Below are 15,750 nucleotides of genomic sequence, written 5' to 3'. Positions count from 1 at the left end.
GTAAGAAGATTATGGAAAACAATATCATTGCACCAGAGAATCTGGTATATCAGAAACCGACACTGATGAACGACAACCACATGCACTATTGCCCTGGTTGTTCTCATGGTGTGGTACATAAACTCGTGGCAGAAGTCATAGAGGAAATGGGCATGGAAGAGAAGACCGTCGGTGTGAGTCCGGTAGGATGTGCGGTATTTGCCTATAACTATCTGGACATTGACTGGCAGGAGGCTGCACACGGTCGTGCTCCTGCAGTAGCTACGGCCATCAAGCGCTTGTGGCCCGATCGCCTGGTCTTTACCTATCAAGGTGATGGTGACTTGGCTTGTATCGGTACGTGTGAGACCATTCATGCGCTGAATCGTGGCGAGCATATTGCCATCATTTTCATCAACAACGCTATCTACGGCATGACAGGAGGACAGATGGCTCCAACCACCCTGATGGGTATGAAGACGTCGACTTGTCCATACGGTCGTCAGGCCGATTTACACGGCTATCCCCTGCATATTACTGAGATTGCTGCAACACTGGAAGGTACCTGCTATGTGACACGTCAGAGTGTGGAAACAGTGGCTGCTATCCGCAGTGCCAAAAAGGCTATCCGTAAGGCTTTCGAAGCATCGATGGCAGGCAAGGGTAGCAGTCTGGTTGAGATCGTTTCAACCTGTAACAGCGGTTGGAAAATGTCTCCTAAGGATGCCAACGCATGGATGCAAGAACATATGTTCAACTATTACCCGAAAGGTGACTTAAAAGATACAACAAAATGAAAACAGAAATAATTATCAGTGGTTTTGGTGGTCAGGGCGTGCTCTCGATGGGTAAGATACTTGCATATAGTGGCTTGATGGATGACAAGGAGGTTACATGGATGCCTGCTTATGGACCAGAGCAGCGTGGAGGTACGGCAAATGTCACCGTCATCGTGAGTGATGACAAGATATCATCGCCTATATTAAGTAAGTTTGATATCGCCATCGTATTGAACCAGCCTTCATTGGAGAAGTTCGAACCGAAGGTAAAGCCTGGTGGTATACTTATTTATGATGGCTATGGTATTCTGAACCCACCCACGCGTAAGGACATCACAGTCTATCGTATCGATGCAATGGACAAGGCTGCCGAGATGAAGAATGGTAAAGTGTTCAATATGATTGTGTTGGGCGGACTGCTGAAGATAGCTCCCGTAGTAAGTACAGACGGCGTAGAAAAAGCGCTCAAGAAAACACTTCCCGAGCGCCATCATAACCTGATTCCCCTCAACATGCAAGCCATCGAAGAGGGTGGTAAGATCATTACCTCAGTAGGCTAAGACATCCCACAGGTCCCGGATGCGTTTCTCCGGGTCCCATTGCTTGTTAAAAGTCCAGAGTGCCGTGATTCCATGGAACTCTGGCTTTTCTTCTGATTCCTGCAGGTTGTTCTTCAGCCAACCAGTGTCACCTCCTTCACGCGTACAGCCATAGTAATAGACACGCTGTCCCCAAGGACATGGGTCGAGTACTTTATCGCTATAGGCATAACTGATGTTGTTGTTAAGGATGTTTTTGGTCATCTTGCAGTTTACAATGAAGAACTGGGAGTCATGATGGTAACGTCCCAGTTGTGTAGGACTCTTTGCATCGAAAATGGAATTAGTGATGACCAGTTTCTTGGAACGGTCACCACGGCCGTCGTGCCAAATGAGTGCATGTCCATCACCTTCGAAACGGCAACGGGTAGCGTAGCACCATCCACGGGGGCATAGGAAATCAACACCCCAACAACGCAGGTAGAGGTCGGCATGGTAATACATGCCTTTTCCTTCCTTGGCCCATAGCGAGAGCGCATCATTACCATCAGCCCATACGTTACTGTTGATAACGATGGTTCGGGTGGCACGACCGAAGATGCTCATCTGGTGTGCAGTGTTTCCTGGCTCTACCGTTGTACCATAGTTATTGTAGACGGTCAGCCCGCTGATGACGCAATCGTCGGCACCTTCCTGTAATACGATAACACCATTGCCAACGGGCTTGCCTTTATACTCCTTGATGGTTTGTTTCTTAGACAACTCGGCCAGCAGGATAATGGTACTGTCACGCTGTTCGCCTACCAGTACGATGTTAGGTCGGTCGATGATGACTTTCTCGTGGTAGGTGCCTTTCTTAATAAGGATTTTATAGGCATTGACAGGGTTTTGGGGAGCTTTTTCGATGGCAGCCTGAATGCTTTGGCCAGGTTTGACGACAGCATCGAAAGCCTTGATGTCGGGCTTTGGCTGGCGGAATATATCAATGGTGCCGTTCTCGTTGGCTCCCTTTGTCTTCAGGCTAATCTTAACCTTGTGCATAGGGTCATATTTCTCTGCCCATTGTTCGTAGAGTGGATAGAGTGAGGCAGCACGGTCGTTGTACCAACTATAGCCGTTGCGACGCTCTGTGCCAATCTGTTCCAGATGGCGACGGGGAATACCATCACGATCACAAACGAACGGTTCGCCATATTTTAAGTCATAATAGCGAGCCCATAAGGGTGAACCATTAGGATCGCTGACTAGTTTCGTATCACGGTCCGGGCTTCCCCAACGACCTGTGCGTACAATGCGCAGTCCGGTCAGCTTGTAGGTGTCAAACCACTTCATAGCAGCATGAACAGCTTTTTTTACGCGTTTATCCGGGTCGGGTAGCGACATGAGCAGACGCACAATGCTGGCACTTTCCATCGAACAGTATGCTGGTAGCTCAAAAGCACGGGCGGGAGCAGGCTTTAATGTGTTGCGATCATGTTGCTGGCACCATACTGTCAGTTTCCCGTTCGTCTTTATCTGGGTATTTAAGATACATTCAATACCTTTGTCAAAAGCTTCGGCAGCCCGTTGGCGAAGTACTGGTGTCGTCAGAGCTGTCGTGTAGGGGGGCTTACTATCGACAATAGCCTTCAATAGTTCCATCGTATTGACCATGGCATCGTCATTGAAAGTGATGTGTACTTGATAGTCGCGCATCTCAGGCCAGTACTGGGGCCATCCGCCATTATCATATTGTCCGCTCAACAAGTATTCTACAGCCTGCTGGAAGGCATTGCGGAAGCGAGCGTCCTTTGTCGCTTCAAACAGACGGGCCAAGTATGCCATCTGCATGGAAGTGGCATTGTTGTCTGTAGTCGAGTCGTTGCGGCGTTGCTTGTCTTGTAACACCTGTGCTTTTTCTTGGTCAGTCAGTGGCTTGGCCATGTTGATGTTCTTGGGCCATCCACCTGTCACGCGTTGGTAGAGCAGAATCTGTTCGCCAATCTGCAGGGCTTCTTGTGTTTTGAAGAAGGCTGCATCGGTTTGTCGCATTGGATTTAGCATACGTTGCTGCGCCATGATACACGCTGTTGTAATGACAGCCAAGAGTAGTGTAGTAAGTCGTTTGTTCATAGAGTTTGTTGTTTTTGTATTGTTATTGTAAATAATAGCCAGCAACAAGCAAGGTCGTCAGTTCGGTCAGCAGGAACAGCGCACCGCAGCAGTCGCCTGTATAGCCATGTAGGCGCCGCCAGATGAGCATATAGAGGAAATACATGACGATGGCGGGGATAAATATAAGCAGCTGCCAGTCTACACGCGCGTACATATAATATATATATAGGCTAATAGGGAGTAAACCCTGAATGGCCAGGCTGATGCCTGCTTTGATGTCGAAACGACGATAGACGGTATGGTTCTTGGCTGTTTCCTCGGTACGTGCATAAGGCATCATCTGGATGAGCTGGGCCGATAGCATCTTGGCAAAGGGGTCGACGGCTGCGATGGTCATTGCTGCATCGATAGGTGTCATAGCATGGAGCGTAAAAAACAATAAGAGGAAATAAAGAATCAGCGAGATAACACCATAGGTGCCTATGTGCGAATCTTTCATGATGTCGAGAATGCGCTGGCGATCAGTGCCACCACCACCGAAACCATCGATGAAGTCGGCCAGTCCATCTTCGTGCAACGCACCTGTGACGAGCAGTCGGGTGATGATAGCCAGTAGGATAGCTATTTCATATGTAAACAGCATGGAACCGAAATAAAGCACAGCTGCCATTGTCGTTCCTGTCAGCCATCCCACCAGCGGCCAGTGCTCCACCACAGTCTTGTAAGCCTCCTTAGCAGGTTGATGCAGTCGCCAAAGGGGTAGGCGGGTGAAGAAGATAAAAGCCGCCCAGATGCGGTCGTACCATTTAGAAGTATCGAGTGATATTTGCATTGTCAAAATTGTTCATTTCATTGATCATACGTACGGCAGAATCGACAATGGGAAAGGCACAAAGAGCGCCTGTTCCTTCACCTAGGCGTAGTCCTAATCGGAGTAGTGGCTCGGCATGCAGATAGTTGAGCATCAACTGGTGGCCACTCTCGTCACCACTATGGGTGAAAATCATGTAGTCCTGAGCAGCAGGATAGAGATGGCAGGCTGCTAGCGCACAAGCTGTCATGATAAAGCCGTCCACTAATATGATAAGATGTCGTTCTGCAGCGCGGAGCATGGCTCCTATGGCTGCTACCATTTCAAAACCACCGAAATAGACGAGCGGTGAGCAGGAAGAGGGAGGGAGAAGAGCATACTTCTCGACAGCCTTTGATAGCACCTCATACTTGTGGCGGATGCCAGCGTTGTCAAGTCCTGCACCAGCGCCAATGCACTCATCCAGGGGAATACCAGTCAAGAGGTGCATCCAAATGCTTGATGGGGAGGTGTTCGCTATGCCCATCTCTCCGATGCAGAGAATACGGCAACCTTCGCTGTGGATATCATCCACCAGATCAATGCCTACTTGTAGCGCTTGATTGAATTGAGCTGGTGTCATAGCTGGGCCGTATAGGAAGTCTTGGGTGCCGCGAGCCACCTTGCGGTTGATGATGGCAGGGTAGGCTGTGAGGTCGTAGTCTACCCCAACATCGACAATCTTTAAGTTGAAGCCATGCTGTCGACAGAACATGTTAACACCACCTCCGCCCCGTGTGAAGTTAATCATCTGCTGCCAGGTGACTTCACGTGGACTGACGCTGACCCCTTCTTGTTCAATGCCATGGTCACCGCCTAACAATAAGTGGCAAGGCTTGGCAAGGCTGGGGGAGAGCGTTTGTTGGATGAGACCTATCTGCATGGCCAGTGACTCTAAACGTCCCAGGGAGCCTTTGGGCTTGTTCAGGTTGTCTATCTTCTGCTGAATAGCAGGACGCAATGTTACATCAACGGGTGTGATATGGAATGTTCTCATTGTGTTATTTGATTTTGACAGGAATACCACAGACCATCAGTATGACCTCATCTGCTTTTTGTGCAACATACTGGTTCATCCAACCTTGCAAGTCAGTAAATCGCCGTTGAATGACATCTGTGCTAACACCACCAGCCCCTATCTCGTTGGTCACGAAAATGAGGGTGGCATCTTGATTGGTGAAACGATTGAACTCCTCTTTCAATAATTTCAAAGCCTCATCAACCGTTGGCTGTTCATTATCAGGTTTGTTACGGTCAAAGAAAAAATTAGTACACCAAAGTGTGATACAGTCAATGACAGCAACCTGTCCGGTAAGGTCGTACCTGCTCAATTCGCGTTCCTCTTCTATATTGGTCCATTGAGGTCCCCTGCGTTCTTGGTGACGCAAAACACGTTGCCGGAACTCCTCATCCCAGATGTGAGCTGTGGCCACATAAACGGGATGATCTGACAGACTAAGTGCCAGTTCTTCTGCATATCGGCTCTTCCCCGAGCGTTGCCCACCTGTAATGAGTATTATTTTTCCCATAATTGCCACAAAGTTAGTGATATTTTGGCTTATTTTGGTCGAAAAGATCAAAAAATACACTTTTTTTCGCAGATTTTTACGAAAAACTTTGGAACATAAAGAATTTTTTCGTTACTTTGCACCCAAATTAAAGAAAAATTTAGATAAATCTTAAAAAGGTATAAACTTTTAGGTGGTAATTTTTAATAAATTCGTAAAAAGATGAAAAAGTTATTTTTGATGCTTGCTGCCGGCATGATGGCAGCTTCTGTAAATGCACAGAACACAGCTATCACTGGTAACAAGGCTGGTGACAACTGGTACATGGGTATCAACGCAGGTCTTGCTACTCCTCAGCAGAAGTTCGGTGATTATGGTTTCTTCAAGGGCTTCGCTCCTAAGGTAGGTGTTCGCGTTGGTAAGAACCTGACTACCGTATTCGGTCTGGCTGCTGATGCTGATCTGTATTTCCTGTCTAAGACTGATTCTAAGTCTTTGCTGGGTAGCAAGACTTTCATTAACGGTATGAATCTTGACTTGATGGGTACCTTCAATCTGAGCAACTTGTTCGCAGGTTACAAAGGTGAGCCTCGTTGCTTCGAGGTAATTGGTCTCACTGGTCTGGGCTGGAGCCACGCTTTCGGTTACAATAAGATGAACGCTGTTAATGCTAAGGCTGCTCTTGACTTGACTTTCAACCTCGGTGCTGAGAAGGCTTGGCAGATCTACATTGAGCCTGCTCTTGTCTATGGTCTTCAGAGCTGGAACAGCGCTATTGGTACTCAGTTCGATGGCGACGACTTCAAGTTCGATTCTCGCGCTGCTATCTTCCAGCTGAGCGTAGGTTTCAACTACAAGTTCGGCAACAGCAACGGTACTCACAACTTTGCTATTGCTCAGCTGCGCGACCAGGCCGAGATCGATGGTCTGAACGCTAAGATCAACGAGCTCCGTGCTGACAACAACGCTAAGGATGGTAAGATTGCTGCTGACGCTGCTACTATCGCTGACCTGCAGAAGAAGCTCGCTGACTGCGAGAACCGTCCTGTACAGGTAGTTGAGAAGAAGGAAGAGTTCCTGCAGCCGCACGTTATCTTCCGTCAGGGTAAGGCTACTATCGATCCTGCTCAGTATGCAAGCATCGAGATGGTTGCTAAGTACATGAAGAACCACAAGGACGCTAAGGTTAAGGTTCTGGGTTATGCTTCACCCGAGGGTAAGGTTGAGCTGAACCAGAAGCTGTCTGAGCAGCGTGCTGAGGTTGTTAAGAACGCTCTGATCAAGAAGTACAAGATTGCTGCTGACCGCATCACTTGCGAGGGTCTGGGTGCAACTGACAAGCTCTCTTCTGAGAACGACTTCAACCGCGTTGCTATGTTCATTGACACTACCAAGTAATCAATAACATTATTATAAAAGAAATCCCCACAGATTTGGTTCTGTGGGGATTTTTTTGTATATTTGCGCACAAATTACTAAATAACAAACGCTATGAAACTACAATTACTTATTGCTATGTCGTGGCTGAGTTCTGTATTGAATGCGCAGACCCGACAAGAAATCAACCTAAAGACATGGGATTTTTCTCGTGACAATCAGTCATGGGAGAAAGTGAATATCCCTCATGACTGGGCTATAGCCGGTCCATTTGATAAGAAGTGGGATCTGCAGAAAGTGGCTATTGCGCAGAATGGAGAGACGGAGGCTACGGAGAAGTCGGGACGAAGTGGAGCCTTGCCCTGGATAGGTGAAGGCTGGTACAAGACAAGCATGGCTATCCCTGCAGGTTTCGAATCAGCAGAACTCGTATTCGATGGTGCTATGTCTGATCCTCGGGTAACAATCAATGGTCAGGAAGCCGGCCATTGGGCTTACGGTTATAATGCATTCCGGGTGGATGCTTCACGATTTGTGAAAGCAGGCAAGATGGACATTGCCGTCCATTTGGAAAACGTGGAAGAAAGTTCGCGTTGGTATCCAGGTGCAGGACTGTATCGCCCTGTCAAACTGGTGCTGATGCAGAAAACCCATATCGATGATTGGAGCATCTTTGTCCGTACAATGACGATTGGAAAGGATGAGGCTACTGTTGAGGTGGAGGCTCGCGTCGTCAATCCAGAAAAGGGAACTGCGCAGTTCTTCCTGACGGCTCCTGACGGAAAAGTTGTTGCCTCGAGTGGTGATACCCGTATTGAAGACGACGGAAAGATCTATGCCAAGTTCAAGATAAAGAACCCCTTGCTGTGGTCGCCTGAGACACCTTCTTTATATGAATTAAAGGTGGAGGTATATAAAGGACATCATGAAATACTTGACAGTAAAACTATCAAGACCGGCCTACGTACTGTTCGTATCTCGCGTGAGCATGGCTTTCAGTTGAATGGCAAGACCATGAAGTTGAGAGGTGTCTGTCTGCATCATGACCTGGGACCATTGGGTGCTGCTATTAATAAGTCTGCTCTGATTCGCCAGATTAAGATGATGAAGCAGATGGGATGCAACGCCATCCGTACCTCACACAATATGCCTTCAACTTGGCAGATGGACCTCTGCGATTCCTTGGGCATGATGGTGATGGCCGAATCGTTCGACATGTGGATTTATCCCAAGTGCAAGAATGGCTATTCTCGTCATTTCCGTGAGTGGGCTATGAAAGACATTACCAATCTCATTCTGAACCATCGCAACCACCCGTCCATTGTCATGTGGTCGATAGGTAACGAAATTCCAGAACAGTGGACGGAGGAAGGCCGACAGTTGAGTGTCCAGTTGCAAGGTCTCTGCCACGCGCTCGATCCTACCCGTACTGTTACTCAGGGCCTTGACAATCCAGATGGAGCCATCAAGGCGGGAACACCCCAGTCAATGGATGTCCCCGGATTCAATTATCGCTTACATAAATATGCCAATGGCATCAAACAGTTGCCTCAGGGTTTCCTGCTTGGTTCGGAGACTACGTCAACCGTTTCTTCACGTGGTGTGTATAAGTTCCCTGTAGAACTCAATGACTATGGCAAGTTCTCTTCATGGATGCCTAATTATGATCCTACGGCAGTACTGACAGCTGACGGCCAGTGTTCTGGCTATGATGTAGAGCATTGTGCATGGTCAAATCTTCCTGATGACGACTGGCGATGGCAGGATGACTACGATTGGGTGATAGGAGAATTTGTGTGGACGGGCTACGATTATCTGGGCGAACCTTCGCCATACGATGAATATTGGCCTTCGCGCTCCAGCTATTTTGGTATTTGTGACTTGGCGGGTCTGCCCAAGGACCGCTATTACCTGTATAAGAGTCATTGGAACAAGAAAGAACATACTGTGCATTTGTTGCCACACTGGACTTGGCCTGACCGTAAAGGAAAGGTGACACCCGTTTACTGTTATACAGACGGTGTGGAGGGTGAACTCTTTATTAACGGCAAGAGTCAAGGACGTATTCGTAAGAATCCAACGGAACGACTAGACCGCTATCGCCTGCGTTGGAATGACGTGAAGTATGTGCCTGGCGAAATCAAAGTCGTTGTCTATGATGAACAAGGCAACAAGATAGGCGAGGATGTCCGTAAGACGGCAGGTAAGCCTGCACAACTGGTAGCACAGCCGGAAACTACAGATTTTAAGGCAGATGGCGAGAGTCTTATCTTTGTTCGTGTTAGTGTGAACGACAAAAATGGTGTTCCTGTTCCCACTTGCCAGGAAGGTTTGACGTTTACAGTTAATGGTGAAGCCCGTTTCGAGGCAGTATGTAACGGTGATGCCACCTCTTTGGAGTCGTTCAAACAGCCCCGCATGAAGCTCTTCAACGGTGAGTTGGTGGTTATCCTGCGTCCTACCACAAAGTCAGGAAAGGTTACGTTAACGGTGAAAGACCAAAAAGGCCGTCTGAAACCCGCAGTCCTCAGTCTGGAAACGAAGTAATAATTGTTGTATGATGAAAAGAATCCTCGCATTTTTGATAGGAGCCTGTGTGGTGACCGCTGTCGAGGCTCAGCAATCTTTCTGGTTGGGTGCTGATATTAGTGGTACTACCGAGTTGGAAGCGCGTGGCTATCAATTGCGTAATGCACAGGGTGAACCCCGTGAAAATACCGCGTTGATGCGTGAGTTAGGACTTAACGCCGTACGGTTAAGAGTATGGGTTGATCCTGTGGAGCATGGAGGGTTCTGTAATCGCGACGATGTTGTACGCATGGCTCTACGGGCAAAAGACTGGGGCATGGCCCTGATGATTGATTTCCATTATAGCGACTGGTGGGCTGACCCTGGCCAGCAGAATATTCCAGCTGCCTGGAAGCAGATGACTTACGAGGAGATGAAGAAAGCCCTTGCTGCCCATACCCGTGATGTGCTCCAGGCCATTAAGCAGGCTGGGGTAGAGGTGAAGTGGGTGCAGGTTGGTAATGAGACAACCAATGGATTTCTCTGGCCTGTGGGACGTGCTCAGCAGCATATGCGGCAATATGCCGGTTTGACAGATGCCGGCTATCAGGCTGTCAAACAGATATATCCTAATGCCGTTGTTATCGTTCATCTGGATGGAGCCTATGACCCCAATCGTTATGATTTCATCTTCGATGGTTTACGTAAATATCGTGCACGTTTTGATATGATAGGTCTTAGCATATATCCCTATTGGGACATGCGAGGAAAGCATACTCAATCGTGGCAAGAGACTGTAGAGAAAGCTACGGCCAACATCAACCGGCTATGGGTGAAATATCGCAAACCCTTAATGGTTGTGGAGACAGGTGTGGAAAGCAAGAAGCCCGTAGAGGGTAAGGAAATACTTGCTGCAGTTATTGATGCCGCCAAGAATAAGACCAACGGACATTGCCAAGGTGTTTTCTATTGGGCTCCCGAAGCAGAGCATCACTATCCACTCGGGGCTTTCCAAGGAGGTCGTCCTACGGCTATTATGGAAGCCTTTACGGAAGCCTCGCGTTAGCCGTCCCTATGAGAATCTTGTAGAATACTTTCGGAGTAATAACAAATACTCCGAAAGTAATTTTTGTTACTCTCGGAATTTTATGAAGTGTGACGACTTGTTGTCACGGAAGCGTATGGACTGGGTATGGTAATCCATCTCATCAATAATGGCTACAGACTCCACACGATAACCCTCGGCACGCAATTCCTTACCTCCCTTCATAAAGCCTTTCTCGATAGCAATACCGATGCCAACAATGGTTGCGTCAGCCTGACTGACAATGTCAATGAGGGCACGACAAGCCTCGCCGTTAGCCATGAAATCATCGATGATAAGTATCTTATCAGTAGATGATATGAAAGGAGTGGGGACATATACTTTATTTTGTTGCTTGTGCGTAAACGAGAAGGCCTGTGAGACATACATGCCGTCAGTTACATTGAGGATTTCCTGCTTTCGTGCAAAGATGGCTGGCAGGTTGAGATAATGCCCTAGCATAGTGGCAATGGGAATGCCGCTGATCTCGATGGTAAGAATCTTGGTTGCCCCAATACCTTCAAAACGATTCTTGAGCTCTTGTGCGATGAAACTTATAGCTTCAGGCTCTATCTGTTGATTTAAGAAATTGTTAATCTTCAGGATATCACCTGGTTCGATAACGCCGTCGCTTAATATTTTCTTTTCGATTAAATTCATCACAATATGCTTTTTCTTAATTTGACTGCAAAGATACAGAAAATTATTAGTAATTTTGCAAACAAGAATGAAAAAAGTATTTAATCCCACCTTCCGTGAGGATATGAAAGCAGCCCGGCAGGAGTTTCTTAGAAAGAATAACAAGAAATAAAGCAGCACAACGAAAGCGGATTTGCAGAAAATCCGCTTTTTCGTTGGTATTTATAATAAAAAAGTGTATCTTTGCATGCTAAATCAGACAAATACAAAAAGAAACGATATGAAACATCCATTACGTAGTGCGGTATGCACAGAAGGACGTAGAATGGCAGGAGCGCGAGCACTCTGGGTAGCCACTGGTATGAAACATGAACAGTTCGGCAAGCCGATTATTGCCGTGGTGAATTCGTTTACCCAGTTTGTTCCTGGACATACCCACTTGCATGAGATAGGTCAGATTGTGCGCGAAGAAATCGAGAAGATGGGCTGCTATGCTGCTGAGTTCAATACCATTGCCATTGATGACGGTATTGCTATGGGCCATGACGGCATGCTCTATTCTCTGCCCAGTCGTGACATCATTGCCGACTCGGTAGAGTACATGGTAAATGCTCATAAGGCTGATGCCATGATTTGCATATCAAACTGTGACAAGGTGACACCGGGTATGCTGATGGCATCCATGCGACTGAATATCCCGACGGTATTCTGTTCGGGAGGTCCGATGGAGGCTGGCAAGTGGCGTGGAGAGAATGCAGATTTGATTACCGCTATGGTGAAGGGTGCCGATCCTTCAGTCACAGACGAGGAGATGAAGGAAATCGAGAGCTGCTCTTGTCCTGGCTGTGGCTCGTGCTCAGGCATGTTTACTGCTAATAGCATGAACTCGCTGACAGAGGCGATAGGCCTCTCCCTGCCAGGCAACGGAACAATTCTTGCTACTCATACCAACCGCGTAGAGCTCTTCAAGGCTGCAGCACGTCAGGTTGTGAAGAATGCCTTTGCCTACTACGAAGATGGCGACGAAAGCGTACTGCCTCGTAATATTGCCACTCGCAAGGCTTTTATGAATGCGATGTCTCTGGATATTGCGATGGGTGGTTCTACCAATACAGTTCTTCACCTGCTGGCTGTAGCTCAAGAGGCTGGTGCCGACTTTACGATGAAGGATATCGATGCTCTTTCCCGAAAAGTTCCATGCCTTTGCAAACTAGCTCCTAATACGCAGAAATATTCTGTTCAGGAGTGTGGTCGCGCAGGTGGTATATTAGGCATATTGAATGAACTCAGTAAAGGTGGACTCATTGATGGCTCTGCACCCCGTGTGGATAAGATGACGCTCAGTGAGGCTATGCAAAAATATAGTATCGTAGATGGTGCTATTGATGCAGAAGCCAACCGTATATACCAATCAGCTCCAGGCAATCGCTTCTCAACGAAGATGGGTAGTCAGAGTGAGGAGTGGGGAACACTGGATACTGACCGTGCCAACGGTTGTATCCGTGACTTGGAACATGCCTATACCAAGGATGGTGGACTGGCTGTGCTTTTTGGCAATATCGCACAAGATGGTTGTGTCGTCAAGACTGCAGGCGTTGACGAGAGTCTATGGCATTTTGAGGGTCCTGCCGTCTGCTTCGACTCCCAGGAAGATGCCTGTGAGGGAATTTTGGGAGGCAAGGTGAAGAAAGGAGACTGTGTAGTCATCACACACGAAGGTCCGAAGGGTGGTCCTGGCATGCAGGAAATGCTCTATCCCACCAGTTATATCAAGTCGATGCACATGGGTAAGGAGTGTGCCCTGATTACCGATGGCCGCTTCTCAGGAGGTACCAGCGGACTGAGTATTGGACATATCTCTCCGGAGGCTGCCTCAGGAGGTAATATAGGAAAGATTAAAGATGGCGATATCATTGTTATCGATATTCCTTCCCGCAGTATTAATGTAAAGCTTACAGACGAAGAACTAGCTGCTCGTCCACAACAGCCGTTGAAGCGCAACCGTCAGGTTTCGAAAGCGCTGCGAGCCTATGCTCAGAGCGTCTCTTCGGCAGATAAGGGAGGAGTAAGAATTATAGATTAAGGTATGAAGGAAAAGATTACAGGATCGAAGGCGCTGATGAGGGCGTTACAGGCTGAAGGGGTGAAGACTATCTTCGGTTACCCTGGTGGTAGCATTATGCCCACTTACGATTCACTCTTCGATTACACACGAGGTGAGAAGAAGTGTTTTGACCACATACTGGTGCGTCATGAGCAAGCTGCAGTACATGCTGCAGAAGGCTATGCGCGGGTGAGTGGCGATGTAGGTGTTGCCTTGGTGACCAGTGGACCTGGCGCAACGAATACGCTGACAGGTGTGGCAGATGCAATGTTGGATTCAACCCCCATCGTGGTGATTGCTGGTCAGGTAGCCATCAATGCACTGGGTACGGATGCCTTTCAGGAAGTAGACCTCGTAGGTGTCGCACAGCCTATCTCCAAGTGGAGCTATCAGATACGCCATGCCGAGGATATTGCATGGGCTGTCAGTCGTGCATTCTATATTGCTCGTAGTGGTCGTCCTGGTCCAGTAGTACTGGACTTTCCTCGTAATGCACAGGTTGAGGAGGTAGAGTGGGAACCAAAGAAAGTGGACTTTATACGTTCTTATGTCGCCTATCCGGAATTGGACAAGGAGGCTGTCAAGCAGGCAGCAGAACTCATCAACCAAGCTAAGAAACCTTTGGCACTTGTGGGCCAAGGTGTTGAGTTGGGTAATGCACAGGAAGAACTCAAGGCTTTCTTAGAGAAAGCAGGAATTCCTGCCGGTCGTACCATGCTCGGACTGAGCGCATTGCCTTCAGACCATCCGTTGAACGTGGGTATGTTGGGCATGCACGGCAATTATGCTGTCAATCTGAAAGAACAGGAATGTGATGTGCTGATAGCCATTGGCATGCGTTTCTCTGATCGTGTGACAGGCAATACGAAAACCTATGCTAAGCAGGCCAAGATTATCCATCTTGACATTGATAAGAGCGAAATTGACAAGAATGTGAAGACCGATGTGGCTGTAGTGGCTGACTGCAAAGAGTCGTTGCCTGCCATTACCGCTTTATTGAACAAGGCCGATCACCAGGAGTGGCGCGAGTCGTTCAAGGAGTTGGATCAGAAGGAACGTGATAAAGTCATAGAGCCTGCCATTCACCCGAAGGAAGGACCTCTGCTGATGGGAGAGGTGGTTCATGTTGTTGCTGAGCAGGCACCAAAGGGTACTGTGCTCGTGACTGACGTCGGACAGAATCAGTTGTTTGCCACCCGTTATTTCAAATATCAGCAGAAACGTAGCATCTGCACCAGTGGTGGACTGGGAACGATGGGCTATGGCATGCCAGCAGCTATTGGAGCTACCTTTGCAACCGACCGTTGCGTCTGCTGTTTTATGGGTGATGGAGGCTTCCAGATGTGTATCGAAGAACTGGGCACAATCATGGAACAGCAGGCACCTGTCAAGATGATTCTGCTGAATAACAACTATTTGGGTAATGTACGCCAATGGCAGGATATGTTCTGGCTACGCCGTAAGTCGTTTACCAGGATGATGAATCCCTGTTATGAGCTAATAGCCCAAGGTTATGGAATTCCCTATCAGGCTGTAACGAAGCGTGAGGAGCTAGCCGCTGCCGTTGAGAAGATGATTGCTACAAAGGGTCCGTACATTCTAGAATGTGCCATCAAGGAGGATGATGACGTGCTGCCAATGACCCCTCCGGGCATGAACGTAAATGATATGATGCTGGAAATTTAGTTGAAGGATTGAAAAACAGAAGAATGGAAGATAATAAGAAACTATACACGCTACTGGTCTATTCAGAGAACGTAGCAGGTATCCTGAACCAGATTACGGCTGTGTTTACCCGTCGCCAGGTGAACATTGAAAGTCTGAATGTGTCGGCATCCAGCATTGAAGGCGTACACAAGTACACCATTACGGCATGGAGCGACGAAGACCAGATTGTCAAGATAACCAAGCAGATTGAGAAGAAGATTGATGTCGTGAAGGCCAACTACTTTACTGACGATCAGTTGTTTATTCGTGAGGCCGGCTTGTATAAGTTGCAAACCGATCTCGTGCTCCAGAATCCAGAGATTTCCCGTACTATCCGTAGACATGACGCCAAGATTACAGAAGTGAATCCTGTTTATGTCATTGTGATGAAGAGTGGACGTACGGAGGATATTATTTCGCTTTATTATGCACTGAACGAGTTCGGATGTGTACTGCAATACACGCGTAGTGGTCGTATTGCAGTGACCCGAGGCATGCAGGAGCAAGTGAGTGAGTTCCTGGAAGAGAGAGAAGGAAAGAACAAATAGTATTTAGCGTATATCGCATATAAAAAAGAGGCTC

13 protein-coding genes are annotated in these 15,750 nt (G+C 47.8%); 8 read left to right on the top strand and 5 right to left on the bottom strand.

Annotated features, from left to right (window positions below):
• Positions 1-11: 11 nt before the first annotated feature.
• Both BLU47_RS08040 and BLU47_RS08035 read left to right on the top strand, forming a co-directional pair.
• Positions 12-776 carry a thiamine pyrophosphate-dependent enzyme gene (locus BLU47_RS08040; RefSeq protein ID WP_091960900.1) on the top strand — a complete coding sequence of 255 codons (765 nt, stop codon included), beginning with the start codon at positions 12-14 and terminating at the stop codon, positions 774-776.
• The gene (locus BLU47_RS08035) at positions 773-1,318 is read left to right on the top strand and encodes a 2-oxoacid:acceptor oxidoreductase family protein (RefSeq protein WP_091960897.1); all 546 of its coding nucleotides are present in this window, start codon (positions 773-775) and stop codon (positions 1,316-1,318) included. The genes BLU47_RS08040 and BLU47_RS08035 overlap by 4 nt, the downstream gene beginning before the upstream one ends.
• On the opposite strand, the gene pelA is transcribed toward BLU47_RS08035, so the two are convergent.
• The 4 genes from pelA to cobU form a co-directional block, all read right to left on the bottom strand.
• Positions 1,307-3,355: a pectate lyase gene (pelA, locus tag BLU47_RS08030; protein ID WP_255402127.1), complete on the bottom strand. Its 2,049-nt coding sequence runs from the start codon at positions 3,353-3,355 to the stop codon at positions 1,307-1,309. The genes BLU47_RS08035 and pelA overlap by 12 nt on opposite strands.
• 76 nt (positions 3,356-3,431) lie before the next feature.
• A complete protein-coding gene (locus BLU47_RS08025; protein ID WP_091960892.1) occupies positions 3,432-4,223 on the bottom strand; it encodes an adenosylcobinamide-GDP ribazoletransferase in 792 nt (263 codons plus the stop codon).
• Positions 4,198-5,238 carry a nicotinate-nucleotide--dimethylbenzimidazole phosphoribosyltransferase gene (cobT, locus tag BLU47_RS08020; RefSeq protein ID WP_091960890.1) on the bottom strand — a complete coding sequence of 347 codons (1,041 nt, stop codon included), beginning with the start codon at positions 5,236-5,238 and terminating at the stop codon, positions 4,198-4,200. Before cobT ends, BLU47_RS08025 begins: the two co-directional genes overlap by 26 nt.
• A gap of 4 nt (positions 5,239-5,242) precedes the next feature.
• A complete protein-coding gene (gene cobU / locus BLU47_RS08015; protein WP_091960888.1) occupies positions 5,243-5,770 on the bottom strand; it encodes a bifunctional adenosylcobinamide kinase/adenosylcobinamide-phosphate guanylyltransferase in 528 nt (175 codons plus the stop codon).
• Positions 5,771-5,971: 201 nt separating this feature from the next.
• Here cobU and BLU47_RS08010 point away from each other — a divergent pair, with 201 nt between their 5' ends.
• The 3 genes from BLU47_RS08010 (at position 5,972) to BLU47_RS08000 (ending at position 10,700) form a co-directional block, all read left to right on the top strand.
• On the top strand, positions 5,972-7,147 hold the full coding sequence (locus tag BLU47_RS08010) for an OmpA family protein (protein WP_091960886.1): 1,176 nt from the start codon (positions 5,972-5,974) through the stop codon (positions 7,145-7,147).
• A 93-nt stretch (positions 7,148-7,240) separates the two neighbouring features.
• Positions 7,241-9,673: a glycoside hydrolase family 2 TIM barrel-domain containing protein gene (locus BLU47_RS08005; protein ID WP_091960883.1), complete on the top strand. Its 2,433-nt coding sequence runs from the start codon at positions 7,241-7,243 to the stop codon at positions 9,671-9,673.
• A 10-nt stretch (positions 9,674-9,683) separates the two neighbouring features.
• Positions 9,684-10,700, top strand: a complete 1,017-nt coding sequence (locus tag BLU47_RS08000) for a glycosyl hydrolase 53 family protein (RefSeq protein ID WP_091960880.1) — start codon at positions 9,684-9,686, stop codon at positions 10,698-10,700.
• A gap of 66 nt (positions 10,701-10,766) precedes the next feature.
• Here the strand turns inward: BLU47_RS08000 and BLU47_RS07995 are convergent, their stop codons facing one another.
• A complete protein-coding gene (locus BLU47_RS07995; RefSeq protein ID WP_091960877.1) occupies positions 10,767-11,378 on the bottom strand; it encodes a xanthine phosphoribosyltransferase in 612 nt (203 codons plus the stop codon).
• Between the two features lie 259 nt (positions 11,379-11,637).
• On the opposite strand from BLU47_RS07995, the gene ilvD reads away from it, so the two are divergent.
• From ilvD to ilvN, 3 genes are read left to right on the top strand one after another with little or no spacing between them, the layout of a single operon-like run.
• The gene (ilvD, locus tag BLU47_RS07990; protein ID WP_091960874.1) at positions 11,638-13,440 is read left to right on the top strand and encodes a dihydroxy-acid dehydratase; all 1,803 of its coding nucleotides are present in this window, start codon (positions 11,638-11,640) and stop codon (positions 13,438-13,440) included.
• 3 nt (positions 13,441-13,443) lie between these two features.
• Positions 13,444-15,147 carry a biosynthetic-type acetolactate synthase large subunit gene (gene ilvB / locus BLU47_RS07985; protein WP_091960870.1) on the top strand — a complete coding sequence of 568 codons (1,704 nt, stop codon included), beginning with the start codon at positions 13,444-13,446 and terminating at the stop codon, positions 15,145-15,147.
• 23 nt (positions 15,148-15,170) lie between these two features.
• Positions 15,171-15,716, top strand: a complete 546-nt coding sequence (gene ilvN, locus BLU47_RS07980) for an acetolactate synthase small subunit (protein WP_091960867.1) — start codon at positions 15,171-15,173, stop codon at positions 15,714-15,716.
• The last annotated feature ends 34 nt before the right edge of the window (positions 15,717-15,750 follow it).

It is taken from the genome of Prevotella sp. tc2-28 (genome assembly GCF_900107705.1).
Taxonomy (GTDB): domain Bacteria; phylum Bacteroidota; class Bacteroidia; order Bacteroidales; family Bacteroidaceae; genus Prevotella.
Note: the sequence above shows the minus strand (reverse complement) of the source record. Positions and strands in the feature narration are given on the sequence as shown.